This is a genomic window from Asticcacaulis excentricus (assembly GCF_003966695.1).
Lineage (GTDB): Bacteria > Pseudomonadota > Alphaproteobacteria > Caulobacterales > Caulobacteraceae > Asticcacaulis > Asticcacaulis excentricus_A.
Genome location: NZ_AP018827.1, coordinates 1,032,125 through 1,059,034, shown reverse-complemented (window position 1 = coordinate 1,059,034; position 26,910 = coordinate 1,032,125). Strand labels below are relative to the sequence as shown.

General features: G+C 61.0%; 29 protein-coding genes and 1 pseudogene. 18 read left to right on the top strand and 12 right to left on the bottom strand.

The window, feature by feature from the left end:
• Positions 1 to 35: 35 nt before the first annotated feature.
• Entirely contained in the window at positions 36 to 1,184 is a 1,149-nt protein-coding gene (locus EM6_RS04820) for an FkbM family methyltransferase (protein ID WP_126420652.1), read from the top strand.
• Positions 1,185 to 1,188: 4 nt separating this feature from the next.
• Here EM6_RS04820 and panC read toward each other — a convergent pair whose 3' ends face one another.
• Positions 1,189 to 2,049 carry a pantoate--beta-alanine ligase gene (panC, locus tag EM6_RS04815; protein ID WP_126420649.1) on the bottom strand — a complete coding sequence of 287 codons (861 nt, stop codon included), beginning with the start codon at positions 2,047 to 2,049 and terminating at the stop codon, positions 1,189 to 1,191.
• A 57-nt stretch (positions 2,050 to 2,106) separates the two neighbouring features.
• Here panC and EM6_RS04810 point away from each other — a divergent pair, with 57 nt between their 5' ends.
• Positions 2,107 to 2,850 carry an SPOR domain-containing protein gene (locus EM6_RS04810; protein ID WP_126420647.1) on the top strand — a complete coding sequence of 248 codons (744 nt, stop codon included), beginning with the start codon at positions 2,107 to 2,109 and terminating at the stop codon, positions 2,848 to 2,850.
• A 61-nt stretch (positions 2,851 to 2,911) separates the two neighbouring features.
• Positions 2,912 to 4,546, top strand: a complete 1,635-nt coding sequence (locus EM6_RS04805; RefSeq protein WP_126420645.1) for a phosphatidylglycerol lysyltransferase domain-containing protein — start codon at positions 2,912 to 2,914, stop codon at positions 4,544 to 4,546.
• Here the strand turns inward: EM6_RS04805 and sfsA are convergent.
• The gene (gene sfsA, locus EM6_RS04800; RefSeq protein WP_126420643.1) at positions 4,543 to 5,247 is read right to left on the bottom strand and encodes a DNA/RNA nuclease SfsA; all 705 of its coding nucleotides are present in this window, start codon (positions 5,245 to 5,247) and stop codon (positions 4,543 to 4,545) included. The genes EM6_RS04805 and sfsA overlap by 4 nt on opposite strands.
• A gap of 151 nt (positions 5,248 to 5,398) precedes the next feature.
• Between sfsA and EM6_RS04795 the strand changes: the two genes are divergently transcribed.
• Both EM6_RS04795 and EM6_RS04790 read left to right on the top strand, forming a co-directional pair.
• On the top strand, positions 5,399 to 6,202 hold the full coding sequence (locus tag EM6_RS04795; protein WP_126420641.1) for a competence/damage-inducible protein A: 804 nt from the start codon (positions 5,399 to 5,401) through the stop codon (positions 6,200 to 6,202).
• Positions 6,203 to 6,204: 2 nt separating this feature from the next.
• Complete coding sequence (locus EM6_RS04790; RefSeq protein WP_126420639.1) at positions 6,205 to 7,659, top strand: M20/M25/M40 family metallo-hydrolase; 1,455 nt, start codon at positions 6,205 to 6,207, stop codon at positions 7,657 to 7,659.
• Positions 7,660 to 7,765: 106 nt separating this feature from the next.
• Here EM6_RS04790 and EM6_RS17735 read toward each other — a convergent pair.
• The 4 genes and pseudogenes from EM6_RS17735 to EM6_RS04770 form a co-directional block, all read right to left on the bottom strand.
• Positions 7,766 to 8,062: pseudogene (locus EM6_RS17735) on the bottom strand (transposase); the annotation flags it as partial.
• Between the two features lie 24 nt (positions 8,063 to 8,086).
• Complete coding sequence (locus tag EM6_RS04780) at positions 8,087 to 8,371, bottom strand: hypothetical protein (protein WP_126420637.1); 285 nt, start codon at positions 8,369 to 8,371, stop codon at positions 8,087 to 8,089.
• Positions 8,368 to 8,883: an RNA polymerase sigma factor gene (locus tag EM6_RS04775; protein ID WP_126420635.1), complete on the bottom strand. Its 516-nt coding sequence runs from the start codon at positions 8,881 to 8,883 to the stop codon at positions 8,368 to 8,370. Before EM6_RS04775 ends, EM6_RS04780 begins: the two co-directional genes overlap by 4 nt.
• Positions 8,884 to 8,885: 2 nt before the next feature.
• Positions 8,886 to 9,266, bottom strand: a complete 381-nt coding sequence (locus EM6_RS04770; RefSeq protein WP_126420633.1) for a hypothetical protein — start codon at positions 9,264 to 9,266, stop codon at positions 8,886 to 8,888.
• A gap of 638 nt (positions 9,267 to 9,904) precedes the next feature.
• On the opposite strand from EM6_RS04770, the gene EM6_RS04765 reads away from it, so the two are divergent.
• The 4 genes from EM6_RS04765 to EM6_RS04750 all read left to right on the top strand — a co-directional run bounded on the left by EM6_RS04765 (position 9,905) and on the right by EM6_RS04750 (position 12,211).
• Positions 9,905 to 10,258: an Hpt domain-containing protein gene (locus tag EM6_RS04765; protein ID WP_126420631.1), complete on the top strand. Its 354-nt coding sequence runs from the start codon at positions 9,905 to 9,907 to the stop codon at positions 10,256 to 10,258.
• 64 nt (positions 10,259 to 10,322) lie between these two features.
• Positions 10,323 to 10,646, top strand: coding sequence for a 2Fe-2S iron-sulfur cluster-binding protein (locus EM6_RS04760; RefSeq protein WP_126420629.1), 324 nt, complete (start codon positions 10,323 to 10,325; stop codon positions 10,644 to 10,646).
• A gap of 87 nt (positions 10,647 to 10,733) precedes the next feature.
• Complete coding sequence (locus EM6_RS04755) at positions 10,734 to 11,753, top strand: hypothetical protein (RefSeq protein ID WP_126420626.1); 1,020 nt, start codon at positions 10,734 to 10,736, stop codon at positions 11,751 to 11,753.
• On the top strand, positions 11,753 to 12,211 hold the full coding sequence (locus EM6_RS04750) for an NUDIX domain-containing protein (protein ID WP_126420625.1): 459 nt from the start codon (positions 11,753 to 11,755) through the stop codon (positions 12,209 to 12,211). The genes EM6_RS04755 and EM6_RS04750 overlap by 1 nt, the downstream gene beginning before the upstream one ends.
• On the opposite strand, the gene EM6_RS04745 is transcribed toward EM6_RS04750, so the two are convergent.
• Both EM6_RS04745 and EM6_RS04740 read right to left on the bottom strand, forming a co-directional pair.
• Entirely contained in the window at positions 12,195 to 12,707 is a 513-nt protein-coding gene (locus tag EM6_RS04745; protein ID WP_126420623.1) for a GNAT family N-acetyltransferase, read from the bottom strand. The genes EM6_RS04750 and EM6_RS04745 overlap by 17 nt on opposite strands.
• A 175-nt stretch (positions 12,708 to 12,882) precedes the next feature.
• Entirely contained in the window at positions 12,883 to 13,731 is an 849-nt protein-coding gene (locus EM6_RS04740; protein ID WP_126420621.1) for an SDR family oxidoreductase, read from the bottom strand.
• 185 nt (positions 13,732 to 13,916) lie between these two features.
• Between EM6_RS04740 and EM6_RS04735 the strand changes: the two genes are divergently transcribed.
• Positions 13,917 to 14,306 carry a winged helix-turn-helix transcriptional regulator gene (locus EM6_RS04735; protein WP_232037099.1) on the top strand — a complete coding sequence of 130 codons (390 nt, stop codon included), beginning with the start codon at positions 13,917 to 13,919 and terminating at the stop codon, positions 14,304 to 14,306.
• Between the two features lie 38 nt (positions 14,307 to 14,344).
• On the opposite strand, the gene EM6_RS04730 is transcribed toward EM6_RS04735, so the two are convergent.
• From EM6_RS04730 to EM6_RS04720, 3 genes are read right to left on the bottom strand one after another with little or no spacing between them, the layout of a single operon-like run.
• A complete protein-coding gene (locus EM6_RS04730; protein ID WP_126420619.1) occupies positions 14,345 to 14,983 on the bottom strand; it encodes a 2-dehydro-3-deoxy-6-phosphogalactonate aldolase in 639 nt (212 codons plus the stop codon).
• Entirely contained in the window at positions 14,980 to 15,888 is a 909-nt protein-coding gene (locus tag EM6_RS04725; protein ID WP_126420617.1) for a 2-dehydro-3-deoxygalactonokinase, read from the bottom strand. Before EM6_RS04725 ends, EM6_RS04730 begins: the two co-directional genes overlap by 4 nt.
• 57 nt (positions 15,889 to 15,945) lie before the next feature.
• Positions 15,946 to 16,812: an SMP-30/gluconolactonase/LRE family protein gene (locus EM6_RS04720; RefSeq protein WP_126420615.1), complete on the bottom strand. Its 867-nt coding sequence runs from the start codon at positions 16,810 to 16,812 to the stop codon at positions 15,946 to 15,948.
• Positions 16,813 to 17,113: 301 nt separating this feature from the next.
• Between EM6_RS04720 and EM6_RS04715 the strand changes: the two genes are divergently transcribed.
• From EM6_RS04715 to EM6_RS04700, 4 genes are all read left to right on the top strand, one after another.
• Positions 17,114 to 18,331: an acetyl-CoA C-acetyltransferase gene (locus EM6_RS04715; protein ID WP_126420613.1), complete on the top strand. Its 1,218-nt coding sequence runs from the start codon at positions 17,114 to 17,116 to the stop codon at positions 18,329 to 18,331.
• A 23-nt stretch (positions 18,332 to 18,354) separates the two neighbouring features.
• Positions 18,355 to 20,577, top strand: a complete 2,223-nt coding sequence (locus tag EM6_RS04710) for a 3-hydroxyacyl-CoA dehydrogenase NAD-binding domain-containing protein (RefSeq protein WP_126420612.1) — start codon at positions 18,355 to 18,357, stop codon at positions 20,575 to 20,577.
• Between the two features lie 74 nt (positions 20,578 to 20,651).
• Positions 20,652 to 21,440: a site-2 protease family protein gene (locus tag EM6_RS04705; protein ID WP_126420610.1), complete on the top strand. Its 789-nt coding sequence runs from the start codon at positions 20,652 to 20,654 to the stop codon at positions 21,438 to 21,440.
• A 63-nt stretch (positions 21,441 to 21,503) separates the two neighbouring features.
• Positions 21,504 to 22,094 carry an alpha/beta hydrolase gene (locus EM6_RS04700; protein WP_197723591.1) on the top strand — a complete coding sequence of 197 codons (591 nt, stop codon included), beginning with the start codon at positions 21,504 to 21,506 and terminating at the stop codon, positions 22,092 to 22,094.
• Positions 22,095 to 22,103: 9 nt separating this feature from the next.
• On the opposite strand, the gene EM6_RS04695 is transcribed toward EM6_RS04700, so the two are convergent.
• Entirely contained in the window at positions 22,104 to 22,376 is a 273-nt protein-coding gene (locus EM6_RS04695; protein ID WP_126420608.1) for a BolA family protein, read from the bottom strand.
• An 87-nt stretch (positions 22,377 to 22,463) separates the two neighbouring features.
• Between EM6_RS04695 and EM6_RS04690 the strand changes: the two genes are divergently transcribed.
• From EM6_RS04690 to cobT, 4 genes are all read left to right on the top strand, one after another.
• Complete coding sequence (locus EM6_RS04690) at positions 22,464 to 23,132, top strand: J domain-containing protein (RefSeq protein WP_126420606.1); 669 nt, start codon at positions 22,464 to 22,466, stop codon at positions 23,130 to 23,132.
• 156 nt (positions 23,133 to 23,288) lie between these two features.
• Positions 23,289 to 23,738 (top strand): GFA family protein, encoded by a 450-nt coding sequence (locus tag EM6_RS04685; protein WP_126420604.1) that lies wholly within the window; start codon positions 23,289 to 23,291, stop codon positions 23,736 to 23,738.
• A gap of 108 nt (positions 23,739 to 23,846) precedes the next feature.
• Complete coding sequence (gene cobS, locus EM6_RS04680; RefSeq protein WP_126420602.1) at positions 23,847 to 24,854, top strand: cobaltochelatase subunit CobS; 1,008 nt, start codon at positions 23,847 to 23,849, stop codon at positions 24,852 to 24,854.
• A gap of 157 nt (positions 24,855 to 25,011) precedes the next feature.
• The gene (gene cobT / locus EM6_RS04675; RefSeq protein ID WP_126420600.1) at positions 25,012 to 26,874 is read left to right on the top strand and encodes a cobaltochelatase subunit CobT; all 1,863 of its coding nucleotides are present in this window, start codon (positions 25,012 to 25,014) and stop codon (positions 26,872 to 26,874) included.
• Positions 26,875 to 26,910 lie beyond the last annotated feature (36 nt).

Here is a 26,910-nt window from a genome sequence, read left to right as displayed (position 1 = left end):
GACGTTCGGAGAAGGTCACAGGCGGAGGGACGTCGATGCGTTATCGCGAACTGTTGGACGGGCCTGTGGATTTTGGCGATGCTGGATTTCTGGCACGTCTTGACGCCCTAAGCCGGGCACGGTCCGATCTCGATTATGACCGCGTGCCGCTGGTGCTTCTGGGGGCGGGCTCAGTGATGGCCCAGAGCTTTGTCCGCTATGCCTGCGAGCGGCTGAATGTCATCGCCGTGGTTGATAATCTGCGCGACGGGCAAAGCCTTTACGGCTTGCCGGTGATTGGCGACGCGGCTTTGAGTCAGCTTCTGACAAAGACACCCGAAGCGGTCGGCGTCATCTGTGCGGGCTCGGAAAAGCCGGCCAAGCATTTTCAGGCGATCTGGGGCGCGCATCCGGGGCCCTTGCTGTTCTATTTTGAGGTCATGCCAAAGCTGGGGCAAACCTTTAGTGGCAATGCCATGTTTACGGCGCTTCAGGCCTTTTCGGACCGTGATGAGGTCGCCGCCATCCATCGTCTGGGGCAAGAGCTGTTCACGGACGCCGAAAGCCTTCGCACCCTGTCGGCACTTCTGGCCTACCGTCTGACCTGGGATGCGGCGGCGCTGGACGGCATTCTCCGCTCACATGATCAGATTTATCTCGACAATGCGCTTTGCCCGCCGTCGCGCGACGATGTGCTGGTCGATGGCGGATCCTATGATGGCGATACGGTGCGCGCCTTCTTCGGGCATCTGGGCGGGCCATGTCGGCAGGTGCACGCCTTTGAGCTGGATCCTGAAAATTTTGCGGCCCTGAGTGAGGCCTTTGCCGCGACGCCGCATGTGACCTGTCACGCCGCCGGCCTGTGGAGTCAGGCTGACACGGTGCGGTTTTCAGCCACCGGGGCGATGGGTAGCCGTATCGACGCCGACGGCGGCATTGAGGTGCCGGTGGTCGCTCTTGATGCGCTGAATCTGGGGGAGGTCACCTTCGTCAAGCTGGACATCGAAGGCGCCGAAGGTCCGGCCCTCGAAGGGATGCGCCGGACGATTGAGACCTACCGGCCGAAACTGGCCATCAGCGCCTACCACCGATCCGATGATCTCCTGCGCCTGAGCGCTCTGATCCGGGAGATGCGGCCCGACTATCGCTTTGAACTCAGGCACTATTCCGGCATGATCTGGGACACGCTGCTGTACGCCGGCTAACCCCTTAAACCGCGATATTGTCAATCAGGCGGGTTTTGCCGAGCCACGCCGCCGCCAGAAGGCGCAGGTTCGGCGTCTGCGCGTCGGCCATAGCCAGCGTATCGGCGTCGCGCAGCTCCACATAGTCCACCGGACCAAAACCGACGGCCAGAAGGTTGGCCTTCGCCGTGTTGAGCGCCTTTTCGCGGTCGCCGCCCGAACGCACGGCTTCAGCCACGGCGTTCAGTTCGACGATCAGGCGCGCCGCCGTCTGGCGTTCCTCAGGGCTGAGATAGGCGTTGCGCGACGACAGGGCCAGACCGTCGGCTTCGCGTACGGTCGGCATCCCGACGACATTCACCGGCAGGTCGAGATCGCGCACAAAGGTCTTTACGACCTGAAGCTGCTGGTAATCCTTTTCGCCAAAGATGGCGACGTCGGGTTGCACCTGATTGAAAAGCTTCATGACCACCGTGGCCACGCCGTCGAAAAACTGCGGGCGGAAGGTGCCTTCCAGTTCGCGCGCCGGGCCTTCGACGTGGACGCTGGAGGCAAAGACGGCGGGGTACATCAGATGAACGCTCGGCAGATAGAGCAGGTCCGCGCCGACGCTTTCCAGAAGCTGCGCGTCCTTGTCCTCGGTGCGCGGATAACGGTCGAAATCCTCATGCGGCGCAAACTGTTTAGGGTTTACGAAGACCGAAACCACCACCACGTCGCTTAAGGTTTTGGCGTGCCGCACCAGCGCCAGATGCCCGTCGTGCAACGCGCCCATGGTCGGCACAAAGCCGATACGCAGCCCCTTGTGGCGAAAGCCGGAAACCGCGGCGCGCAGGGCGCTCAGGTCGCGGACGCGGGGCAGGGGGGAAGCAGCGGAAGCGGACATGGGGCATTAACCAAAATTACTAACGACGATTTAAACGGCTTGTGAGAGGATGAGGCTATGCGCTCTCTCTTTTCCGTTTCGAGACTGGCTCTGCTGACCGTCGCCTGCGTGGCGGCCGGGCTGTCGGGGTGCGATATGCCCAGGGGCGACGGCAAGGATTTCCAGCGGATGGCCGCGCGTTTAGCGGAAATCGACATCGAAGGAAAGGGTGACCAAGCGTCATCCGCTTCGGAGGCTTCCTCCTCAGCCACGCGTGACGAACCGATTCAACTGGCTTTTGAAACGGCCAAGGAACTGACGACGGGCAAGGATGGCCTGCTGGCCGCCATACCCAAGGAGGCTACCGGCAGCCTGATCCGCGTGGTCAATCCGCTCGATATGGAGCGTCCGGACGCCGATACGCCGCTGGAGACGGGCGTTTCTGCCTCTGCAACCGTGCTGGCCCAGACAGAGACCCAGACCCCGACAGAACCGCCGGTAAAGGCGGTGCCTGAAAAGGTTGCGAAAGCCCCGGTGCTTAAAACCACGGCCAAGCCCGCCGATAACGGTATCGAGCAAATGGTCCGCAGCGTTCAGGTGGGCTCATTCAGCTCGCGCGCCGTTGCCGAAGCGGCGTGGCGCGACCTGCGCGCCAGACATCCGGGTCTTGATAATTTCAAGCCGATCCTGCAACCGGTCACCGCGGCCAATGGTCAGGCGTTGGTGCGCTTGCGCATCGGGCCCGTACATTCGCCTGAACAGGCCGAGCGTTTGTGTAACCAGTTGGCTATTCAGGACGCCTGGTGCCGTAAGGCGGGGTAACAACGGTATTAAGCCGCGAAAACGATTTTAGCGAATCCCCGCGCCGTGTAAGGTGAGGGGTATGAAGCATCACAAAGACATCAAAGCCCTTGTGCTCGACATGGCCATCGTCGCCGTGCCCAAGATCATGGCGGTATTGATGATGCTGGCCGGCACCTTCCTGCTGGCTTCGGTGCTGTCGCCTATTGATCCCGAAGCCATGCCGTTTGTGCGTCAGTGGCTGCCGCTTGAGGTGGTGGAACTGTCGCACGTTGCCGGTGTCGCCACCGGGGTGTTGCTGCTGTTTGCGGCGCGCGGCCTGTGGGAGCGGCTGGATTCGGCCTGGTACATGGCGCTGGGTCTGCTGGTCGCAGGGGCCATCCTGTCGATGACGCGCGAACTGGCCTTCGGCGTAGCCGAGGTGATGGTGGTCTGCGCTCTGCTGCTCTTGCCGTGCAAGCGCGCCTTTAACCGCCGCTCACGCCTGATGACGCTAACGCTGAAGCCGATCTGGCTGCTGGTGACGGCGACTGTGCTGATCCTTGTGGCCACAGTGGGCTTCTACTTCTATGAGCGCACCCCCTATGCCCATGAGCTGTGGCAGCGCTTCGCCTATGAGGCCAGCGTCTCGCGCTTCCTGCGCGGTCTGGTGGTCATCGCCATTACGGTGGCCTTGTTTGCCCTTTATCGCCTGTTCGGGCTGGCGCGCGCCACGCCGGACCTGCCTGATGATGAGGATATGGAAGATCTGCGCGGGGTGGTTTCGCTGGCGCGGGACCCGCAGGCCTGGCTGGCGCTCACCGGCGACAAGCATATCCTGTGGAATGAGGCGCGCACGGCCTTTGCCATGTATGGTGTCGCGGGTCGCAACTGGGTGGTCCTGTCCGCCCCCGTCGGCCCGCCGGAAGAGGTGGAAAAGCTGGGCTGGCGGTTGAAGGAAATGGCGGCACTGGCCAATGCCAAGCTGTCCATCTACCGCGTAACGGCGGAGTTCCTGCCTTTGGCCATTGATCTGGGGCTCAGGCCCTTCAAGATCGGCGAAGAGGCGCTGGTGCCCGTGCAAAGCTTCGATCTGGCCGGGAAAAAAGGCTACGGCTTCCGGCAGGTGTGGCGCAAGTTTGAACAGGCCGAAGCCCAGTTCGAAGTGCTGCATCCCGAAGCGGTGGAGACCCATCTGCCGCGCCTGAAAGCCATTTCTGCCGCCTGGCTGGAAGAAAAGAAGGGCAAGGAGAAGGGCTATTCTCTGGGCTATTTTGATCCGGACTATATTCGCCTGACGCCGATCGCCGTCATCCGCATCGGCGGTGAAATCATGGCCTTTGCCAATCTGTGGGCCGCCGAAGGCCGGACCTCGCTCAGCCTCGACCTGATGCGCTACGCACCGGAGGCCCCGCCCAATATCATGGAATATTTGTTCCTGCGGCTGATCTTTTACGCCCGCGACGAAGGCTATCAGTGGTTCAGCCTCGGCATGGCCCCGCTGGGCGGGCTGGAGGCGCGTCCCTTAAGCCCCATGTGGAACAAGATCGCGGCCCTGATCTACGCCTATGGCGGTGAGATGTACAATTTCGACGGTCTTCGCGCCTATAAGGAAAAGTTCAAGCCGGTCTGGAAGCCGATCTACTTCGCGGTTTCCGGTAACGAAGCGGCGCTGATGCCGGCGCTTCTGGCCGTTGTGCAACTGGGTGGGCGCGTCGATAAGGCCAAAGAGGCCTAACCCTCTATCTTCAGCGCGTGGCTGTGGGTAATGCCGTCGGGGGTGACGCGAAAGGCGTGGGCCAGAAATGCGACCCCGGCCTCACGCGCGGCCGCATAGGCCCGGCCGAAGACCGGATCGAGGTCACGCGCCACATCAAACCGAAACACATCGTCGCGTTGTACGCAAAAGACCACCACGGCGCGCGCGCCGGCCTCTACGCGCCCGATCAGTTCCATGAGATGTTTTGCGCCGCGTTCGGTCACGCTGTCGGGAAATTCCGCCAGACCGGGAACGCGGCTATAGTGGACGTTCTTGATCTCGACCCACGCCTCTGCCTGCTGAGTGTGTCCTTGCAACAGCCAGTCTATGCGCGAATTGTGCCCGTAGCGGACCTCCGGACGCTGGCTGGCATAGCCGCGCAGCTCCGGCACCTGCTGATCCCTTATCAGGTCGCCGATCAGGCGGTTGGGCCACTGCGTATTCACCCCGACCCAGGTATCGCCTTCGCGCAGGGCCTCCAGCCGCCAGCGCAGCTTTTTCGTAGGGTCACTTATTTCGGTCAAAAGCGCAGGTGTGCCCGGTCTCAGTAGCCCCAGCATCTTGCCGGGATTGGGACAATGGCTTACGACGGTTGCACCCGTATCCAGTTCGACATCGGCGAAGAATCGTTTGTATCTCGTTACCAGACGGCCTTGAGTAAGTCTGTGCGCGAATGGCATGAGCGGTTCCGGGGGCTAGAGCGAAAGGACTTTAAGAGGGATCGACATTTCGCTCTAAATTTTTGTTTTGTCGCGATGTTTTTGCGGAAAACCGCTCACACTTTTCCGCACATCGCTCTAATGTTCAGGGTCGTGATAAGGAGCCTGCCTCATGACGGTCAGTACAGAAAATCCCACCGCCGCTGTTATCATTATCGGCGATGAAATCCTGTCGGGCCGCACACAGGACACCAATGTCAATACGCTGGCCAAATTCCTGGGCGCATTGGGCATCGATCTGATTGAGGTGCGCATAATCCACGACGATGCGGCGCAGATTGTGCGGACGCTCAACGAACTGCGTAGCGCCGTGGATTACGTCTTTACCACCGGCGGCATCGGGCCGACGCACGATGATATCACCGCCGACTGCGTGGCGCAGGCCTTTGGCGTGACGATTGCCGAGCGTGAGGACGCATTGAAGATATTGCTCGATCGCTATGGCGGCGACGCGCGCCTGCTCAATGCCAACAGCCGCCGCATGGCGCGCATTCCGCAAGGGGCGTCGCTGATCCTTAATCCGGTGTCGGGTGCGCCGGGCTTCCAGATCGAAAACGTCTTCGTCATGGCCGGGGTGCCGCGCATCATGGTCGGTATGCTCAATGATGTGGCCCCGCGCCTGCGTCAGGGCGAACAGGTTCAGGCGCGCACCGTCAAGGCGACCTACGTGCCCGAAAGCCTCGCCGCGGACATTCTCAGCGCGCTCGACAAACACTATCCCGATCTGTCGCTGGGCTCCTATCCCTTCGGCATCTTCCCCGATGAGTTCGGCACGCAACTCGTCATCCGGGGGCGCAATCGCGAGGCCCTCGATGAGGCGTTTCAGGCCTTGCTCGACGGCCTGCCCGCCGTGGTCGAAAAGGCCCGCGAACGCTTCCCCGACGCCCGTTTTGAAGAACTCGTTACTCAGGATTGATCATGAACCTCAAGGCCCTTCTTCTCGTCACCGCCGCGCTGGCTTGCGGGACCACCCCGGCCCTCGCCAAGCCGAAGGCCAAGTCTGTGGCCCCGGCGGCAGCGGTGGCCGAAGCGTCCGAAGTCACCGCTGCGCGCCTGCGTGACGCCGCGCTGCAATCAAACGGTGCCTATGAGTTCGTCGCGCAATTGACGACGCGCTTCGGCGCGCGTCCGGCAGGCTCGGAGTCCGAGCGCAAGGCGGCCGAATGGTCGGCGGCCGAGCTGAAAAAAATGGGCTTTGAGAATGTCCGCATCGAAACCTTCCCGCTGGTCATCTGGCAACGCGGGGCCGAAAGCCTCGAAATCACCGGTCCCTTCGCGCAGAAGATGGTGGTGACGGCGCTGGGTGGTTCTGGCGCGACGCCAGCCGAGGGGGTAGAGGGCGAGGCGGCCCTGTTTGAAACCTACGCTGAATTTATCGACTCCAAGGCAGACCTGACCGGCAAGATCGTCGTCATTCTGCAACCCACTGTGCGCACTCAGACGGGGCAGGGCTACGGCGTCAATTCCGGTTCGGTGCGCCGCAGTGGGCCGGAAGAGGCCAAGAAGCGCGGTGCCGTCGGGTATGTCATGCGTTCGCTGGGCACCGAGGATCATCGCTTCGCCCACACCGGTGCCACACGCTTTACCGGTTTAGACGGCCTGCCGGCTCTGGCCATGTCGCCGCCGGATGCCGAACAGTTCGAGCGTCTGCTGAAGTTACAACGCGCGGGGGAAGCCGGTCCGCTGCGCCTTAAAATGCTTTCAACACCCACGGTTCGTACCGGCGGTCAGTCACAAAACGTCATCGCTGAGATCAAGGGTTCCAAGCGTCCGGAAGAGATTATCACCATAGGCGGTCACCTCGATAGCTGGGACCTCGGCACCGGGGCTATTGATGACGGCGCTGGTGTGGCGATCACCATGGCTACAGCAAAGCTGATGATTGACCACAAGCTGCGTCCGGAACGCACGGTGCGCGTGGTTTTCTGGGGCTCCGAAGAGGTCTCGCAGCCGGGGGATCTGGGGCTGTCCGGGGCGGTGGCCTACGCTAAATCGTCGGATAAGGACAAGCACATCGCCGCCGCCGAGTCCGATTTCGGGGCGGACGTGATCTATTCACTGGCCCTGCCCAAAAGTGACGCCCCCGATTTCAACAAGACCTTGGGCAAAATTCTCTACCCTCTGGGCATTTTCATCGAGCGTGATCCGGCAACGGGCGGCGGCCCGGACACCAGTCCGCTGAACGCGAAGGGTGTGCCGATCTTCGACCTGCAACAGGATGGCACGGACTATTTCGATGTCCACCACACAGCAGACGATACACTGGACCGCATCGACCCGAAGAAGATGAGCCAAAATGTCGCCGCCTGGGCCGCAACGGTGTGGATGATCGCCAATACCAGCGTTACCTTCCAGCCGACCAACGGTAAGTAACGTAAAAGCAGGGCGGAAAACCGGTTACAGTTTTCCGCCCCTTGCGATAAGGGCCGACCAGTTTGCGGGCATGGCGCAATCGGTAGACGCAACGGACTTAAAAGCTGTACTTTGACCAATTTTGCGGCCTCATCAGGAGGATCTTGGCGGCCTGTACGAACAGCGTTCGCAGATATCGGCTTCCGCGCTTTGAGATGCGTCCAAGAATTGAACGACCGCCCGTGCTGAATTGCTTTGGTACCAGGCCCAGCCAGGCCCCGAAGTCGCGACCACGTTCAAAGGCCTCGCCCGTACGCCGCGACACCAACCGCGAGCGAACACGGTGGCAGGCCTGAAGATCCAGTTGATCCTGGGTCTTCTCAGTGACTGTCCTGAGGTTCGGCCGCAGAGCCGCCTCGGCTACCCTAATCGACACACCTAAGTCGGGTTAGACCCGTTGAATGGCCAGAATCTGCCGGCCTGCAAGGAAAAGGCCCGGCAGGACGCCAATGACCGACAAAAAGACGGGCAGGGCCGGCAGGGTCAATACAGGCCCCAGTAGCGGCGTCAGGAAAACGCTGCCCATGAGTATGACCAGTGCCACCAAAACATAGAGGGCCATCTGTCGGCGGAAACGACGGCGCTCGACGGCTTCGAGAACGCGCAGTTCGAAAGCCAGATCGCGGGCGGGCACGTTTGTGGGGGCGAACATCAGACGCAATGGATCGTTCATGGCTCTACTCCCAGAAGTTCACACAGTCGGGCACGCCCACGCTGAATATGCGATTTTACTGTGCCGAGGGGAAGTCCCAGAATCCGGGCGGCTTCGGCGTGGCTGTAGTCTTCGGCTACGCATAGCGAAATGACGGCCCGCATATCGAGCGGCAGGGATTGCATGGCCTTGTCGAGGCTGAGGCGTGTTTCGTGCGTGGGCGTTTCCGCTTCGCTACGCAGCGACAGCCACGCCCCGTCGCGCGTTTCGGAACGCCGGATCCGGCGGCGGTCGTTCTGGGCCTTTTTCCACGCGATGCCGCAGACAAAGGTGCGAAATGACACGCCGGATTGCAGGCGGTCAATCCGCTCCCAGGCGGTGACGAAGGCCTCCTGCGCCAGATCATCGGCGTCGGCTGGATTGGCCGCCAGCCGTCGCAGAAACTGCCGCACCGCCTGCTGATGCTCTGACACCAGAACGGCGAAGGCTGCCTCTGATCCCTTGCGGGCCTGTACGTGGCGGCGGTCCGTCACGCTTAGTCCTTCCGTATCGACTTGGCGATCAGGATGATGAGCGAAACCAGAGCTGCCGGGGCAAACCCCAGCCCCAGCGCGAAATAGACGTCGCTGCCCTGCTTCCAGCCGACATAGCCAAAGGCCAGGGCGAAGGCCGAGAAGATACAGACCATGGACACCAGTCCGCTATTGGCCGTCTGTCCAGACTTATCCATCCTGTCGTCGCCGTTTAAGCCTTCGAGCAGGGCCGCCGGTGGCTCCTTGCCCTGTTCGAGGTACTGACGGATCAGACCGATGCGGTCTTTCCGGGCCTTATGGTTCATGTACATGGCGTAAATGCCCATACCCATGCCGAAAAAGGGGAAAAGCAGCCACCAGTATTGCGTAAAAAGGATTTCCATCGTTTGTCTCCGGTTGCGTGAGTTGCCATGAGACAGGGTAAGGCTGGGCGGTACATGACTCTACGCGCTGATACCCCGTCTTGTCTCTTAATGTCCGCCGCTGGGGCGGATGGATGCAGGCCGGTCAAGATTTTCCCACAGCGTAATACCAACGGCCGAAGATGCCGACCGCATCCGGCCGTTGAAGACACGAGAATGTCTCATATGTATCAGCGACATGAGACATTCTCGAAAGGAATACCAAGGGTCATTTTCAATGACTTTTGGTAGAAGCCAAATCCCCCGCGTATCGATTGTTTATGCGCGCGGGCGTATCCTGAGAGGGCCGCAAAAGGTCGTTGATCCAGATCCACCTGCAACGGTCACACTGCGGCCCGAAGGCCCTGGTCTCTCTACGGGGCCTTCGTGCTTTTGCCGGCGTCTCCCTATCGCCCCTTTATACGCTTCGGCCTAAGCTGCCCTTATCGCATCGGGCGGCGGGCACAGCCCTTCTGACCGTTGGGGTATAAAGGCTCCGGGGAGAGAGACTGGAGCCTTTTTCTGTGCCCGTTCTCCTGTAAATGCGCCGTTCTGATGGCTTGTCAGCCGCCGCAAAACGCCTCACTGTGTGGCGCATCCCAGCAAAATGAGAGGATGTCATGGCGTTTCGTGACCTGTCCGGCGCGGTCGATTTCGCCCACCTTGAGGCCTACACACTGAACGATGCGACCGTGATCGAGGAGGTGCTGCGTTTGTTTCAGCAGCAGGCCGACCTGTGGGCGCCGCTGCTCGATGTCGGCCATCCCGGCTGGCGCGACGCCGCCCATACGCTGAAAGGGGCAGCGGCCGGGATCGGAGCCAATGCGCTCTCGGCGGCCGCCGAAGTGGCCGAGCGCGGTGATGAGGGCGGGGCGCAGGGGCGTCTGGAAAAGGTCCGCGATGCGCTTGATGCCGCCCTGATGGATGTGGCCGCCTATCTGCATGGACTGGAGCTAAACCGTCTCAAGAGCTGAAATCGCTTGTCGGGGCAGGTTGTGGCCGTTAAATGCGCCACAAAACCCTGAAAAGGCCCCCACAATGAGCGATGAACTCCATATCCTGTGCACGGACCGTGACGGCGTGCAGCACACCCTGCCGGCGATTGATGGCTGGCGCATCATGGAGATCATCCGCGACAACGGCCTGCCCATCAAGGCCGAATGCGGCGGTGCGCTGGAATGCGCCACCTGCCACGTCTATGTCGGCGCGGACTGGCTGCCCAAGCTGATCGAAAAGTCGGATGAGGAAGAGGAAAAGCTGGACGAAGCCTTCCTCGTGAAGCGCAATTCGCGCCTGTCGTGCCAGATCCTGATGCGCGACGATCTCAATGGCCTTGAGGTCACGCTGGCGCCGGAGGGATAACGCTGGTCGGCTAAGCTATGCTGGCATTGGCGGGGCAAATCGGCTATGCGAACAGGGTAAATGACCCGTTCTCAAAGGTTCGCCCCCATGCGTAAGACCCTTCGTTCGCTGCTGATCACCGGCGTGGCCCTGCTTTCGGCCAGTTCCGCCCTTGCCTGGGGCCCGACCGGCCACCGCATCGTCGGCGAAGAGGCGGCGCGCGCGCTTCCGGCCTATATGCCGGAGTTTGTGCGCAGCGCTCAGGGTGTGGGCGATATCGGCTTCTATTCCAACGAACCCGACGCCTGGAAGGGCGCGGGAAAAGTGCACGATTTCGAGCGCGATTCTGCGCACTTCATCGATCTGGATGACGAAGGCAAGACTTTGGCGGGCGTGCGTCTTCAGGAGGTGCCGCAGTCGCGCTCGGACTTCGACGCCCTGCTGCGGTCGAAGAACGTGATGCCGTGGAAGTCGGGCTACCTCAACTACGCGCTGGTCGATGCCTGGCAACAGGTGGTCAAGGATTTCGCCTACTGGCGCGGCATGACCTATATGGAGGCGCACGAAAGTGACCCCAAGCGTAAGGCGTGGCTGAAAGAGGCGATCCGCCGGCGTGAGGCCCTGACGCTGCGCGATATCGGTATCCTTTCGCACTATGTCGGCGACTCGTCCCAGCCCCTGCACCTGTCGATCCATTATAACGGCTGGGGCAAGGAATACCCCAATCCGCAGAACTTCACGCTGGAGCCGATCCACGGTCCGCTGGAAAGCGCCTTTGTCAGCGCCAATATCAATAATGAAGACGTGCGCGCCGCCATGTCGGCCAGCGAGCCCTGCACCCTTGCGGCCGAGCGCTGCTTCGATGCCAAGCTGGAGCGCAACTGGAAATACGTGACGCCACTGTATGAGCTTTATAAGGCGGGCGGTTTCAATGAGGGCGATGCGCGCGGCAAGGGCTTCATGGTCGGGCGTCTGGGGCAGGGGGCTTCGGACCTGCGCGATGTGCTGCTCGATGCGTGGCGCGAGTCCAAGACCATGGGCTTTGGCTACCCGGCGGTGACCTATGAAGATGTGGTGGCCGGTCGCGGCGATGCGTGGAAGGCACTGCGCGGCGAAGACGACAAGTAATGCCGCTGCCCGCGCTCAATGCCTACGGGACGAAGGTAGCGGGCCTGACCTATCTGGCCCGCAGCGCCGCCTACGCGCTGATCGTACGTGACGGACGTCTGGCCCTGATGCGGCAGGACGGCAAGCTGGACCTGCCCGGCGGTGGCATTGAAGGCGACGAAACACCCGAAGAGGCGGTCGTCCGCGAATGCCGCGAAGAGGCGGGGTTTGAGGTCGCCGTCGGGGCCTTTGTCGGTGAGGTCTTGCAGTATTTCATCAATACGGACGGCAAGCCCTATGCCAATCACGCGCGCATCTATCTGGCCGATATCGTAGCGGAGCGGCCTGAAATCAAGGTCGAGATGGACCACGACACCGAGTGGCTGACGCCCCTTGAGGCCCTGCTGGCGCTGGAAAAAGAGGGTTACGCTGCGGTCCTGCTACAGGCGCTGCGCAACCATCTTATCGACGCAGGATGAACTCACGGTCGGTGGTGCCACCGACCTTGAAACCGTATTCGCCTACGCGGGTAAATCCGTAGCCTTCATAGAGTGTCTGGGCGCGATAATTCTCACTCCATACGCCGATCCATTGCGGCGCATCGCCATAGCGGGCCTTGAGAAAGGCCAGCCCCAGCTCCAGCAACCGCTTGCCGAGGCCTGAGCCCTGCGCCTCCTGATGGACGTAGAGACGTTTGATCTCCCCTTGCGTTTGCGGATCGGCTTCGGGGTGGGGCAGGCCGACAGGACCGGCCTGAATATAGGCGATAGCGCGGCCCCGGTTATCGCGCACCAGTCGCCAGAACTGATCCTTCCCTTGCGTCTCCTCGCCCAGTACCTGCGGCGCGTAGGCTTTGTCGAGATAGGCCGCGAGATCTTCGGCGGGATAGAGGTGCCCGAAGGTGTGGGTAAAGGTCTCGCGCCCCAGTCTGGACAGGTCGCTCAGGTCGGCGCTTTGAACGGGTTGAATCAACATGGGGGCGTTTATAGACGGTGGGGACGGCGGAGGCTACTCCGCCGTTTAGAGCGGAATTTCGTTCAAGTTGAATTGAAATTCCGCTCTAACGTTTTGTTTTGTCGCGCATTTGATTCCGAAAACCGTTGCACACTTTTGGCTTCGCCGAACTCCGTTTCGGAATGCGCTTTGGCGATCACCCTTTGAGGAGCGCCGTCAGCACCTCACGCACCGTCTTCGGAGTCTGACCGGTCAGCGTCTGCACCGTATCCGTCACCCCGTCGAGCTGCCCGGCGCGGATGGCGGCTTCGGCTGAGGTCAGCATATCGGCCACGAAGTCAGGCAGGCCCGCCGCCTTCAGCCCGCCGCCGAATTGGTCATCGGTGAGCGGGATCAGGTTCACCGACTTACCGGTGATGTCATTGGCCAGGGCCACGACCTCGCCATAGGTCAGGGCTTCGGGGCCGGTGACGGTGAAGGTACCGCCGGGGGCGTCGCTCAGGGCCGCGGCGGCGGCGCGGGCTGCATCCTCGCGCGCCACATAGGCCACGCGGCCTTCGGGGGCGGAGGTGTAGAACTGACCGCTTTCCAGCGCGTGCGGCAGGCTCATCATCAGGTTTTCGATGTACCAGTTGTTGCGCAGGATCGTATGGGCGATGCCGGAGGCCTTGATCGCCTGTTCGGTGCCGTAATGGTCGGGGGCGAAGCTGATCTTGTTGCCGGGTTCGGCATTGGGCAGCGAGGTATAGACAAGATGCTGCACGCCGGCGGCCCTGGCGGCTTCGATGGCGGCGCTGTGTTGTTTCAGGCGCTGACCCGGCACGGCGAGGGCGTCGGTCGAGATGATCAGTACGCGGTCCACGCCTGTGAAGGCCTCAACGAGGGTATCGGGCTGGTCAAAATCGGCGGTGCGGGTGGCAAAAGACGTGTTCAGTTTCGACGGGTCGCGCGAAGCAGCGATAACCGTGTGCGGGCTGTTCTCCAGCGCCTTCAGCACAAGCTGACCCAGTTGGCCCGAAGCGCCCGTGACGAGTATGGTGGACATGAGGTGGTCCTTTCTTTATATATATCACATTAGTCTCAAAATGAGATCATGTGCAAAATAGGAAGTTTTGTACCCCTGTAAAGACGGCACTATTTCGGGAGATAGGGATGAAAAGGGAACCATTGGCGCGCAGCCCAAAAAGTGGGAACCGGTTTTTGGACTCGGCTGCGCAACCCCTCAGAATAGTGAGCGCGGAAGAACCGTCGATTACCGAGGCCATTCTCAATGCCGGGTTCGATATTTCGACCTGTCCGGTGCGCGATGTGATGGATCATATCGGTGGCAAGTGGTCGAGCCTGATGCTTCTGGTGCTCTCGACCAAGCCGCACCGCTTCGGAGAACTGAAGCGCGCCGTGCCGGATATTTCACAAAGAATGCTGACCCAGACCCTGCGTGACCTGCAACGCGACGGCTATATCAGCCGCCACGTCTTTGCCACCGTGCCGCCCAGTGTCGAATATCGCCTGACGCCGCTGGGCGAGTCGCTGATGCCTGCCCTCAGGGCGCTGGTGGCGTGGGCCGTGGACAACCATCCGCGCATTGCCGAGGCGCGTCAGACCTTCGACGCCGCATGAAAAACCCCTCTCCTTTGAAAAGAAGAGGGGTGAAAGGCTTAGGCCTTTAAGGCGTTCCAGGCGTCCACGAAGGCGGTGGCCTTGGCGTGGACGATTTCCGGCGTGTCGCCGGGCTTATAGACGCTGGAGCCGATGCCAAAGCCGGTGGCACCGGCCGCCACAAACTCCTTCATATTGCCGGGCTCAACGCCACCGACCGGGAAGACGGGTAAGGTGCGCGGCAGGACGGCCTTGACGGCTTTGAGGCCCTTGGGACCGGCCAGTTCGGCGGGAAATAGCTTAAGCGCGTCGGCCCCGGCGTCGATGGCCGCAAAGGCTTCGGTCGGGGTGAAGAAGGCCGGGAAGGAGATCAGGCCCAGTGCCTTGGCAAAGCGGATGACTTCCGGGTTGGTGTTCGGCGAAATGCAGATCTGTCCGCCGACATCGTACAGCTTTTGCACGTCATCCAGCTTGAGCACCGTACCCGCGCCAACAATGGCCTTGTCGCCCAGATGCGCGGCCAGCTTTTCGATGGAGACGAAGGGCTGCGGCGAGTTGAGCGGCACCTCGACCACCTTGAAACCGGCGCTGATCAGGGCGTCGCCGACGTCCAGCGCTTCATCGGGACCGAGGCCGCGCAGGATGGCGACCAGCGGCAGGGTGGCCAGCGTGTCCTGCCAGCGTTGGGTAAGGGTCATTTGGAACTCCGGAGCTTGTGAATCGCCCAAAGACCTGATTCAGAGGCGGCATTGCCGTCGAAGCGGGTCACATCGGTAAAGCCGGCGAAGGCCAGCGCTTTTTCATAAAGATCGACCAGTGCGCCTTCGCCGACCAGACGCACCGGGCTCTTGCCGTGGCGCTCCAGCTCAGCGACGATTTCCGCGCCGATCAGTAAGCCCGACAAATACGTCGCCAGATGCTCCGGCGCGATGTGATTGAACAGGGCTTCGGTGCGCACCGAGAAGATCACCGACAGGAAGGCGCGGTTATACATGCCGCGCTCAACGCCTTTCAGGAACACCTCTTCGTTGTCGGTGCTGTTTTCCATCAAAAGGCCAAGGATCGAATGGGCCTTCAGCACCTGGAACATTTCACCGGTCATGTGGGTCGAGAAGGATTCGACCTTGCCGCCACGCACCAGCGCCCACTTGGAATGGGTGCCGGGCAGGACGAAGAAGCCGTCAGACGGATCGGACTGAAGGATGCCGAAAATCTGGGTTTCTTCGCCGCGCATGACGTTGAGCAGGCCCGTGCCGGGGCTTTCGGCGAACAGGCCGGGGACGATGGCGACGTCCAGATCGGACGGGGCCTTGACGAGACCGTCGGCCAGAGTTTGCAGGCTGGCCGGGCAGGCGGCGTAGGGGGCTTCGACCCAGCCCTGACGCGACCCCACCATACCGGACAGCAGGAAGGGCAGATGCTCCAGACCGGCGAAATCGCCTTTCAGCACGCTGAGGAGCGCCTGTTCAAAGCTCAGCACGCCGAGGTTTTTCAGGCCAATATTGGCGGCGTGGCGGGCGATGACCTGACCGGCCTCATCATAAAGGAACAGGCGGAAATTGGTGGTGCCCCAGTCGGCGGCGATCAGCGAAGGTGTGGTCATGGGTTTTCCTGAAATCTCCTCCCCTGCGTGGCGAAGGGAGGTGGCGGCTGGGTGTTCCTACCCCTTGAACTTTTGCGGTTCAAGGCCGGTATGACCCCGCAACAGTTCACTTGGGATTTCAAACAAAGTCCCCGCTTCACGATCATCGGGCTGATCGACGGCGGCGGAGGTGACGAAGACGCGGTCCAGCGCCGCACCGGCGAAGCAGACATTGGTGATCTGTTTGGCAGGCAGGGCGATCGAAAAATCGAGCGCGCCGTCCGGCGTGAAGCGGCTGATCTTGCCGCCGCCCCAGTGGGCGATCCAGATGCCGCCCTGCGCGTCGGTGGTCATGCCGTCGGGCGAGCCCCAGTCGTCGGGGAAGTGCACAAATAGGCGCTTGTTGACCGCTTCGCCGTCCACGATGTCGAAGACGAACACGTCGTTTTCGCCTGAGTCGGTGTGATAGATTTTGGCATGATCGGGCGAGAAGGTCGGGCCATTGGCCACCTGATAAGGCCCATCCACCTCGATGTGGCTGAGGTCGGTATTCAGACGATACAGGGCACCGGACTTCTTTTCCTGCGGCTTGTGCATCGACCCGGCCCAAATGCGGCCCTGATCGTCGGCCTTGGCATCATTGAGACGATTGCCCGGCTCATGCGGGAAGGGGTTGGCGATGTGCTTGAGGATAAAGGGCTCAAGGCTCAGTTCGTGAAAGCCGCTCATCAGGCCCGCGATAAAACCACCCTTTTCGCGCTCGATGACCCAGCCGATATGATCGGGAAAGTACCAGGTCTTTTCCGACCCGTCGGCCAGATAGAAGGCGTGCAGGCGATTGCCCAAAATATCCACCCAATAGACGCACCCGTCGCGGCGCGACCACAACAGGCCCTCGCCCAGAGCGGCCCCCGGCTTTGAGCGGCGGATAATCGTATCGGTCATGGGCGTCCTCCGGTTTTTATCAGGCCTTTCTTTTGTCGGACTATAGAAGGTCGCGCAAGTCGTCAAGTTTGTATGATAAATAAGCCGTCTGCGCTCTTTGGTCAGAAGGCGGATCAGAGGCGGAATAATTCCTATTTAAATCAGGGAGCTACGAAAAAGTCTCGCGAATGTTACCTTACGTCTATCTTGACGTTCGCGTAAAGCGGGCGCAAGTAAGCACCCACGAGCGCATCCTGAAAAATGTAAAGCGGTTTTCAGACAAGATGCGCGACCAAAAAAACCAAACCTCAGGAGGATGGCAATGGCCAGCTTAAGCCCAGGCGCCTATATTTACGACGCGGTGCGCACGCCTCGCGGCAAAGGCAAGAAGGACGGCAGCCTGCACGAAATCACGGCGCTGGACCTGTCGCGGCAGGTGCTGAAGGGTCTCAAGGACCGCAACGGCCTCGATACGGCGCTGGTCGATGATGTGGCCTTTGGCTGCGTCACTCCGGTCGGTGAGCAGGGCGGCGATATCGCCCGTGCGGCGGTGCTGGCGGCGGGCTATGCGGAAACGACCGGCGGCATTCAGGTCAATCGCTTCTGCGCCTCGGGCCTTGAGGCCATCAATATCGCGGCCGGTAAGGTCATTTCCGGCGAAGCCACCATGGCCATCGGCGGCGGCGTCGAAGCCATGAGCCGGGTGCCCATGGGCTCGGACGGCGGGGCGTGGGCCATCGACGTCAATGCCGCCTTCCCGACCTATTTCGTGCCGCAGGGCGTGTCCGCCGACATGATCGCCACCAAGTGGGGTTTTTCCCGCAGCGACGTCGATACCTACGCCGTCGAATCGCATAAGCGTTCGGCGCAATCCTGGGCCGAAGGGCGCTTCAAAAAGTCTATCCTGCCGGTCAAGGATCAGATGGGCGTTACCCGCCTTGATCACGACGAAACCATCCGCCCCAATACCGACATGCAAACGCTGGGCGGCCTCAACCCGTCCTTCGCCATGATGGGCGAAATGGCCTTCGATGCGGTGATCAATCAGCGCTATCCCGAAATCGAGCGCGTCAACCACGTGCATACGCCGGGCAATTCGTCAGCCATCGTCGATGGTGCGGCCGCCGTGCTGATCGGTTCGGCCGAAGCCGCTGCCCTGTCGGGGCTCAAGCCGCGCGCCCGCATCAAGGGCATGGCCTCCATCGGTTCCGAGCCGTCGATCATGCTGACCGGGCCGTCCTTTGCCACGGAAAAGGTGCTGAAAAAGCTCGGCATGAGTGTGTCGGACATCGACCTTTACGAACTGAACGAAGCCTTTGCCTCGGTCGTGCTGCGCTACATGCAGGCGCTCGATATCCCGCATGACAAGATCAATGTCTGCGGCGGCGCCATCGCCATGGGCCACCCGCTGGGGGCCACGGGCGCCATGATCCTCGGCACCGTGCTCGACGAGCTTGAGCGCACGGGCAAGGGGACGGCACTGGTCACGCTGTGCGTCGGCGGTGGCATGGCCACGGCCACGGTCATCGAGCGGATTTAAGAACAGTCGAGGGAGAAAACACAATGGAATGCTTCAAAACCGAACTCGACGCCGATGGAATCCTGCTCTGCACCTTCGACGTGCCGGGCAAGACGATGAACACCTTTACCAAGCAGGCCCTGGCTGATCTTCTGGCCATTGCCGAGCGCGCCAAGACCGACGCCGAGGTCAAGGGCGTGGTGATCACGTCCGGTAAAACAACCGGCTTCTGCGCCGGGGCTGACCTTGAAGAAATGCTGGGCGGGGCGTGGGAAGCCAAGTCAGACCCCAACGATCCCGAAGGCGCGCTGAAGGCCGGCTTCGCCGCCGCCTTTGAGATGAACCGCGTCTATCGCCAGCTTGAAACCTGCGGCAAGCCGGTGGCGGTGGCGCTTAACGGGCTGGCGCTGGGCGGCGGTCTGGAACTGGCGCTCGCCTGTCACTACCGCGTGCTGAATGACGGCCCCAAGACGCAGGTGGGCCTGCCGGAAATCAAGATCGGTCTTTTCCCCGGCGGCGGCGGCTCGCAACGCCTGACGCGCCTGATCGGGGCACAGGCGGCGCTGATGGCCATGTCGGAAGGCAAGAGTTTCAAGCCGAAGGACGCCCTGTCTGCCGGTATCGTACACGAGGTGGTGCCGGTCGGTCAGGAGGTCGAGGCGGCCAAAAACTGGATCAAAACCAAGGGCGATCCGGTCGCCCTGTGGGATAAGAAGGACTACAAGCTGCCCGGCGGCGGCCCCTACCATCCGGCCGGCGCGCAAATATTCATCATGGCCAATGCCCTGCTGCGCAAGCAGTCCTATGGCAACTATCCCGCCGTGGTGAACCTGATGCGCGCCGTCTATGAAGGCCTGCAACTGCCGTTCGATAGCGCCATCAAGGTCGAAAGCCGCTATTTCGTCAACACCCTGCAAACCCCGCAGGCCAAGGCGATGATCCGCACCTTCTTCTTCTCCATGCAGCAACTGGGCAAGGGCTCCGGCCGCCCGGCGGGCGTGGAAAAGACTGATCCCAAGCAGGTGGCCGTTCTCGGCGCCGGCATGATGGGGGCGGGGATTGCCTATGTCTCGGCGCAGGCCGGTATCCGCGTCATCCTGATTGATCGGGATCAGGCGGCCGCCGATAAAGGGAAGGCGCATTGCGAAGGTCTGGTCAAAAAGGCCGTATCACGCGGCAAGATGACCCCGGAAAAGGCGCAGGCCCTGCTCGACCTGATCGTGCCGACACCGGACTACACGCAGATTGCCGGTTCCGATCTGGTCGTCGAAGCGGTGTTTGAAAACACCGAACTGAAGGAAAAGGTCACCAAGGACGCCGAAGCCCAGCTCTATACGGGCGATAAGGCCGAAACGGCGATCTTTGGCACCAATACCTCGACCATCCCCATTTCGCTGTTGGCCAAGGCGTCGGTCGATGCGTCGAAATTCATCGGCATCCACTTCTTCTCGCCGGTGGACAAGATGATGCTGGTCGAAATCATCCGAGGTAAAGAGACCTCGGACGAGACTCTGGCCAAGGCCATCGACTACGTGCTGAAGATCCGTAAGACGCCGATCGTCGTCAATGACGCGCGCTTCTTCTACGCCAACCGCTGCTTCATCCCGTTCACCGCCGAAGGCCTGCACCTGTGGGCCGAAGGCTATGCCCCGGCCCTGATCGACAATGTCGGTCGCGCCACGGGGATGCCGCGCGGGCCTCTGGAGATGATGGACGATGTGGCGCTTGACCTTCTGGTCAAGATCACCTCCGAAACCGCCAAGGCCATGGGCGATGCCTATGTGCCCATCCCCGGCGAAAAGGAGGTGGCGCAGATGGTCGCCGACGGGCGTCTGGGGCGCAAGAACGGCAAGGGCTTCTACGACTGTCCGGAAGCGGGCGGTAACAAGAGCCTGTGGCCGGGCCTGTCGGACAAGTTCGCGCCCACCATCACCGACTCGACGCCGGAACTGGCCGAAGATATCCGCAAGCGCCTGCTGTATATTCAGGCGGTGACGGCGGCGCGCTGCTTCGAAGAGGGCGTCATCAGCGATCCACGCGAAGCCGATGTTGGTTCGATCCTCGGCTGGGGCTTTGCGCCATGGTCGGGCGGGATCGTCTCTCTGATCGACGCCATCGGGACGGCGAAGTTTGTCGAGGAACTGGACGAACTGACGGCCAAGTATGGTGACCGCTTTGCCCCGCCGCAATTGTTGCGCGACATGGCGGAGAAGAGCGAGACCTTCTATGGCCGGTTTGGGAAGACAGATGCGGCGAAGGCGGCTTGAATTTAGATATTCAGCGCAATAGACAATTGAGGTGGGCAGGTTTCTGCCCACCTTATTTTTTGGGGGATGGGGGCATGAATATTCATTACCGATTTTGGCTTTTGCTCATAGCATGGGGTGTTTTTGCGGTAGGGCTCCTAATTTTGCCCCTATTCTTCGCATTGGAGTCCGGTGCCATCGTTTTTTATTTAGCGGGGCCTCTGACATTTGCTTTCATCGTTACCGGCTGGATCATCGGTGTGTGTTTGCATGAGTATGCCCATGCTATTTCAGCCTATCGTGAAGGAGACTACCTAACAAAAATTCGAGGTTATCTCACTCTCGATCCGGTTAGATACATCTCGTGGCGGCTGAGTTTTTTGCTTCCTATGGTTACTTTGATTTTGGGTGGCATTCCCTTGCCGGGTGCTGCGGTCAGGATTGATCTGGATGCTCTGAGAAACTCGCGTTCGCAGACGAAAATTGCGCTCGCTGGGCCCGCAACGACTTTGGCTTTCGCTGTTAGTCTTTTCATCGTTTACATGGCCTTGAATTTAGGCGGTGCCTTCACGGCGTTTCTGAAAGGGCCTGTTGGACTGCTGGCTTTTTTTAATCTGGCGGCATTCTTCATTAACATTTTGCCCATCCCCGGTCTGGATGGCTTTCTGGCCCTTGAGCCTTATTTAACAGGCAGGTGGCACCATCGCATCATCAGCTTGGTGAATCGTCCTACGTTCGCTTTGGTGGTGCTACTGATCATAATTTTACTGGCCCTTTTGGTGTTCGCGCCTTTGACTTATGTCATTATGAACGCCGCTGGCGTCGATACTTCCGATCTCGATGCCGCCATGGAGAGTTTTCGGTTCTGGACAAAGGGAATTTAGGTGAAAGGCCGCCCCCTTATCTGTCGAGCGGTCTCATTCTGGTAAAAAGCGTTGAAACATCTGGTGATCTTTTTGCACGGCGTGGGTTCGTGCGGTGCGGACATGATCGGTCTGGGGCGACACTGGGCTGAGGCCTTGCCGGATACGGCGTTCGCCGCGCCTGACGGACCTGATCCGTTCGATATGTATGCACAGGCCAGTGGCCGGCAGTGGTTTTCGGTCAAAAGAGTGACTGCGGAAAACCGCGCGCAGCGGATTGTCGAGGCGCGTGAGGCCTTCGATGCGACCCTGCATGCCGTCATGGCCGAACGCGGCATAGACGATCCGGCGCAGGTGGCGCTGGTTGGCTTTTCGCAAGGGTCGATCATGGCGCTTGATGCCGTGGTCAGCGGACGCTGGCCCGTGGCGGCGGTGGTCGCCTATTCCGGTCGCCTGTCGTCGCCTGTGCCGTGGACGCCTGCGCCCACGCCAATCCGGCTGGTACACGGCGATCAGGACGAGGTGATCCCCTTTGCCGAAACCCTTCAGGCGGCTGAGCGCCTGACCGCCGCGGGCCTGAGCGCCGACGCCCACATTCTCAAGGGGCTGGGCCACAGTATCAATGCGCCGGGCTCGCGTCTGGGGCGCGATTTTCTGGTGGCCGCGCTGAGTTAGGTTTCTGGATTAAGCCTCTTCCGGTGTCAGGGTCTGCATCGACAGGGCGTGGACCGGGCCGCTCAGTTCCTCACGCAGGGCCGCATTGACGGCGCGCTGACGGGCGACGCGGCTCTGTCCGCGAAACGCCTCAGAGACGATCAGGACGGAAAAGTGACTTTCGCCCCCTTCACGCGCGCCCGAATGCCCTTTATGCTTATCGCTATCGTCCGTCACCTCCAGACGAAGCGGGGCGAAGGCCGCCGTCAGTTTGGTCTCGATGGTCTCGCGTGTTTTACCCATAATTTAACCTCATAAGGGCTTTATAGAGGCCCGACTCCGACCTATATGGTCGGTTTGCGTAAAGTTCAAAGGGTCGCGTTCGAAATCATGAGCGAAGGGTTCAAGTACAAGCCGAAGTTTGGTCTGGACATGCGTATTCGCCCGCCCAAGGAGGGCGAGGTGAATGGCAAGCGTCCGGAAGACGATGTGCTGTCGCTGAAGCCGGGCCAGGTGCGCTGCGAATGGCCGGAATGCCATCGTGCGGCCACGGCCAAGGCCCCGAAGTCGCGCGAAATGATGAACGAATACTATAACTTCTGTCAGGCGCACGCGGGCGAGTATAACAAGAACTGGAACTTCTTTGCCGGCATGTCCGAAGGCGAGGCCAAGGCGCACCGCGAAGCGACCATGACCGGAGGCCGCCCGACCTGGGCCTTCCGCGCTTCGGCCGCGTCGCGCGAAGCGGCGGCCTTCAGCGCCGGCCGGACCAAGGGCGCGGGCATGTACGACCCGCACTCCGTGTTTGGTGCCGGTGCCGCACCGCGCAAGCCCGGCGAGGACGCGCCGATCCAGCGTCAGTTCGGTAAGATCGAACGCGGGGCCTATGCCGATCTTGACCTTGAGGTCGGGGCCGAGCCGGAAAAGGTGCGCGCCGCCTATACCGAACTGCTCAAGCGCTGCCACCCGGACAATAATGGCGGCGATCGTTCGGCAGAAGACAAGCTCCAGCGCGTGATCAAGGCCTATAAAGTTCTCAAAAAAATGGGCCTGGCTTAAAAGCCTTGAATTTGGCGATCTGCTGCGCCGGCGTCACTTGCCCGTATTCATATACGGGCTGCGTTAGCCTCCTGCCATCTTATCCAAATTGAAGGCTTTTGGGTTATGCAAGGCTAAATCCCTCGCCCTTGCGGCAAGAGGGTTAGGGAGGGGATTATGGTCGAGGTCAGAACCGGTGGGTGTCAGTGCGGGGCCGTGCGTTTCCGCGTTGAAGGCGAGCTGGGCCATGCCTCCATCTGTCATTGCCGCATGTGCCAAAAGGCCTATGGCAATGTCTTCGCGCCGCTGGTCAGCGTGCGGGAGGCGACGCTCACATGGAGCAAGGCCGAGCCCAAACGCTTCCAAAGTTCAAACCTCGTTCAGCGCGGTTTTTGCCCCGACTGCGGGACGCCGCTGACCTACGAAGCGCCGGACGGTGTGGCGCTGTACATCGCCGCCTTTGATGATCCCGCTGACATCGCTCCGGTCATTCAGTTCGGCACCGAAGGCCGTCTGCCGTGGGTCAATGGCCTGCACGCCCTGCCGGAGCGCACCACGTTGGAAGACATCGAGGCCGCACCGTTTCTGGATAAGCTGATCAGCTATCAGCACCCGGACCATGACTGAACAGCCTTCAAAAAAATCCGTCTCCGGCGTGTTTTAGGGTTGAGTCTTGAGGGCATAGGTCTTAGCTGAAAAACGCATCCGTTCGTCCGTCCGAAAGCGTTTTTTGCCATGCCCGTACTCACCTCCGATACCCTGACCGATCCGCTTCTGGGCCTTGTGCCGGACAAGAAGGTATCGCTGCGTGAGGTGTTCGGCGTCGATTCCGACATGCTGGTCCCGGCCTTTTCGACGCGCGATGAGCATGTGCCGGAAATCGACCCGTCCTATCGCTTCGACCCGCAAACGACCATCGCCATCTGCGCCGGCTTTGCCTATGACCGCCGCGTCATGGTGCAGGGCTTCCACGGCACGGGTAAGTCCACCCATATCGAGCAGATCGCCGCGCGGCTGAACTGGCCGTTGGTGCGCGTCAATCTCGACAGCCATGTGTCGCGGATCGACCTGATCGGCAAGGACGCCATCGTGCTCAAGGACGGTCAGCAGGTCACCGAGTTCAAGCAAGGCATCCTGCCGTGGTCGCTGCAACGGCCTGTGGCGCTGGTCTTCGACGAATACGACGCCGGGCGTCCGGATGTGATGTTCGTCATCCAGCGCGTTCTGGAGGCGCAGGGCCGCCTGACTCTGCTGGATCAGAACAAGGTCATCCGCCCCAACAGCTTCTTTCGTTTATTTGCCACCACCAATACCATCGGTCTGGGTGACACCACCGGGCTTTATCACGGCACGCAGCAGATCAATCAGGGTCAGATGGACCGCTGGTCGATTGTCACCACGCTCAACTATCTCAGCCACGAGGCCGAGGTGGAGATCGTGCTGGCCAAGCTGCCGGAATTCAATACGCCCGAACGTCGCGCCCTGATCGACGCCATGGTGCGCGTCGCCGACCTGACGCGCTCGGCCTTTGCTAATGGCGATATCTCGACCGTCATGTCGCCGCGGACCGTCATCACCTGGGCGCAGAATACGCTGATCTTCGGCAATGACCCGGAGGTGGCTTTCCGCCTGACCTTCCTCAACAAGTGTGATGAGCTGGAGCGCCCGACACTGGCGGAGTTCTATCAGCGCAGCTTTGGCGCGGATGTGAAGGAAAGCGCCCTCAAGGTGAAGGTGATATAAAAGTTCCTCCCCTGATTTGGCGTTCGCCGAACTTCGTTTCAGGGGAGGGGGACCGCGAAGCGGTGGTGGGATTAATTACTTCGTTTTAACCCCCTCCGGCGCTTACACGCCACCTCCCTCTGAAATCAGGGGGAGTGCTAGGAAGCAAAAAGGTTCGATGGCCAAGCCCGTTACCGTTCTGTCCGATCCGTTTCGCAAGGCGCTGATCCATTCTACGCGCGCCCTGGCGGAAGACCCCGACCTCGAAGTCGTCTTCGGGCCGGATGGACCGCGTCTGGATGGCCGCAAGCTGGTCCTGCCCAATCCGCCACGCGATCTGAATGCTCGCCTGTCGGCCACTGTCCGCGGTCAGGCCGACCGCCTGGCGCTAAAGGTCGCGCACCACGACGCGGGTATCCATGTTCGTGCCCGGCCTGTCGATACGGCGGGGGCTGAGGCTTTTGATGTGCTGGAAGAGGCACGGCTTGAAGCCATCGGGGCCAATGCCATGGGCGGGGTTCGCAAAAACCTGCGCGCGGCGCTTCAGTCCGATCTGGATCGCAGCGGTTTGGGGCGTAAGGAAGAAAGGTCCGAACTCAATCTGGCCGACATTCTGGGACTGATCGCGCGCGAAATCCTCACCGGTGATCCTGTGCCAAATGAGGCGCAACGGGTGGTCAATCTTCTGCGCGACGAGATCGAACAGAAGACGGGGCAGGGTTTGAACGAACTGGCGGACCTGATCGGTGATCAGAAGGCCTTTACGCAAAAGGCGCGTGAAGTGTTGCGGGCGCTGGACCTCACCGACGATTCCCAGGACGCCAAGGAAGAAGAAAAGAACGACGAAGGCGAGGACGAGCCGTCCGAAGGCAATGACCCGTCGGCTGAGGCCGAAGAGGATGCCGAGGATCAGGACGATTCGCAGCCACAACAGGAAGAAGAACCCACCGGCGGTGATGATCAGTCCCAGACCGGAGACGAGGACTTCACCCAGATGTCGGGCGATCCTCAGTCTCTGGCTGAGGGGTCTGCCGATGAGGTGGTCGATGGCGAGGCCGCCGAGGCCAGCCAGATGCAGCCCCCCCCTGCGGGGGGCGAGCGCAAGGACTATGAGGTCTTCACCAAGGCCTATGATGAGGTGATCAACGCCGAAGACCTGTGCGACCCCGAAGAACTGGAGCGGCTGCGCGGCTTTCTCAATCAGCAACTGGCCAATCTGTCGAACGTGGTGGCGCGGCTGGCCAACCGTCTGCAACGCCGCCTGATGGCGCAGCAAAGCCGTTCGTGGAATTTCGACCTCGAAGAGGGCGTGCTTGATGCGTCGCGCCTGACGCGGGTGATTATCGACCCCAGTGCCCCTTTGTCGTTCAAGCAGGAGAAGGACACCGAGTTCCGCGACACGGTGGTGACGCTGCTGCTCGATAATTCCGGTTCGATGCGCGGGCGGCCGATCATGGTCGCGGCCATCTGCGCCGACGTGCTGGCGCGCACGCTGGAACGCTGCGGCGTGAAGGTCGAGATTCTGGGCTTTACCACCAAGGCCTGGAAGGGCGGGCAGTCGCGCGAACAGTGGGTGCGCGAAGGCAAGCCGGCGGCGCCGGGTCGCCTCAACGACCTCAGACACATCATCTATAAGGCGGCGGATAATCCCTGGCGGCGCGCCAACAAGAATCTCGGCCTGATGATGCGCGAGGGCCTGTTGAAAGAGAATATCGACGGGGAGGCACTGCAATGGGCCTATACGCGCCTCTTGGGGCGTCCGGAGTCGCGTCGCATTCTGATGGTCATATCCGATGGCGCGCCGGTCGATGATTCGACCCTCAGCGTCAATTCGGGCCACTATCTCGAAAACCACCTGCGTAAGGTCATCGCCGACATCGAAGGGGCCGGGCGCGTCGAGCTGGCGGCCATCGGCATTGGCCACGACGTGACGCGCTATTACCGCCGGGCCATGACACTGATTGATGTCGAGCAACTGGGCGGGGCCCTGATCGAAAAGCTGGCTGAGCTGTTCGATGAAAAAACCGCCGCACGGCGGTGATACGACCGCTCCTGCCTTGGGGGAGCGGGTGGCCAA

Bases quoted from the DNA above. Each gene is read 5' to 3' on its own strand.
- EM6_RS04820 (WP_126420652.1), top strand. From the start codon at position 36: ATGCGTTATCGCGAACTGTTGGACGGGCCTGTGGATTTTGGCGATGCT.
- panC (WP_126420649.1), bottom strand. From the start codon at position 2,049: ATGTCCGCTTCCGCTGCTTCCCCCCTGCCCCGCGTCCGCGACCTGAGC.
- EM6_RS04810 (WP_126420647.1), top strand. From the start codon at position 2,107: ATGCGCTCTCTCTTTTCCGTTTCGAGACTGGCTCTGCTGACCGTCGCC.
- EM6_RS04805 (WP_126420645.1), top strand. From the start codon at position 2,912: ATGAAGCATCACAAAGACATCAAAGCCCTTGTGCTCGACATGGCCATC.
- sfsA (WP_126420643.1), bottom strand. From the start codon at position 5,247: ATGCCATTCGCGCACAGACTTACTCAAGGCCGTCTGGTAACGAGATAC.
- EM6_RS04795 (WP_126420641.1), top strand. From the start codon at position 5,399: ATGACGGTCAGTACAGAAAATCCCACCGCCGCTGTTATCATTATCGGC.
- EM6_RS04790 (WP_126420639.1), top strand. From the start codon at position 6,205: ATGAACCTCAAGGCCCTTCTTCTCGTCACCGCCGCGCTGGCTTGCGGG.
- EM6_RS04780 (WP_126420637.1), bottom strand. From the start codon at position 8,371: ATGAACGATCCATTGCGTCTGATGTTCGCCCCCACAAACGTGCCCGCC.
- EM6_RS04770 (WP_126420633.1), bottom strand. From the start codon at position 9,266: ATGGAAATCCTTTTTACGCAATACTGGTGGCTGCTTTTCCCCTTTTTC.
- EM6_RS04765 (WP_126420631.1), top strand. From the start codon at position 9,905: ATGGCGTTTCGTGACCTGTCCGGCGCGGTCGATTTCGCCCACCTTGAG.
- EM6_RS04760 (WP_126420629.1), top strand. From the start codon at position 10,323: ATGAGCGATGAACTCCATATCCTGTGCACGGACCGTGACGGCGTGCAG.
- EM6_RS04755 (WP_126420626.1), top strand. From the start codon at position 10,734: ATGCGTAAGACCCTTCGTTCGCTGCTGATCACCGGCGTGGCCCTGCTT.
- EM6_RS04750 (WP_126420625.1), top strand. From the start codon at position 11,753: ATGCCGCTGCCCGCGCTCAATGCCTACGGGACGAAGGTAGCGGGCCTG.
- EM6_RS04745 (WP_126420623.1), bottom strand. From the start codon at position 12,707: ATGTTGATTCAACCCGTTCAAAGCGCCGACCTGAGCGACCTGTCCAGA.
- EM6_RS04740 (WP_126420621.1), bottom strand. From the start codon at position 13,731: ATGTCCACCATACTCGTCACGGGCGCTTCGGGCCAACTGGGTCAGCTT.
- EM6_RS04730 (WP_126420619.1), bottom strand. From the start codon at position 14,983: ATGACCCTTACCCAACGCTGGCAGGACACGCTGGCCACCCTGCCGCTG.
- EM6_RS04725 (WP_126420617.1), bottom strand. From the start codon at position 15,888: ATGACCACACCTTCGCTGATCGCCGCCGACTGGGGCACCACCAATTTC.
- EM6_RS04720 (WP_126420615.1), bottom strand. From the start codon at position 16,812: ATGACCGATACGATTATCCGCCGCTCAAAGCCGGGGGCCGCTCTGGGC.
- EM6_RS04715 (WP_126420613.1), top strand. From the start codon at position 17,114: ATGGCCAGCTTAAGCCCAGGCGCCTATATTTACGACGCGGTGCGCACG.
- EM6_RS04710 (WP_126420612.1), top strand. From the start codon at position 18,355: ATGGAATGCTTCAAAACCGAACTCGACGCCGATGGAATCCTGCTCTGC.
- EM6_RS04705 (WP_126420610.1), top strand. From the start codon at position 20,652: ATGAATATTCATTACCGATTTTGGCTTTTGCTCATAGCATGGGGTGTT.
- EM6_RS04695 (WP_126420608.1), bottom strand. From the start codon at position 22,376: ATGGGTAAAACACGCGAGACCATCGAGACCAAACTGACGGCGGCCTTC.
- EM6_RS04690 (WP_126420606.1), top strand. From the start codon at position 22,464: ATGAGCGAAGGGTTCAAGTACAAGCCGAAGTTTGGTCTGGACATGCGT.
- EM6_RS04685 (WP_126420604.1), top strand. From the start codon at position 23,289: ATGGTCGAGGTCAGAACCGGTGGGTGTCAGTGCGGGGCCGTGCGTTTC.
- cobS (WP_126420602.1), top strand. From the start codon at position 23,847: ATGCCCGTACTCACCTCCGATACCCTGACCGATCCGCTTCTGGGCCTT.
- cobT (WP_126420600.1), top strand. From the start codon at position 25,012: ATGGCCAAGCCCGTTACCGTTCTGTCCGATCCGTTTCGCAAGGCGCTG.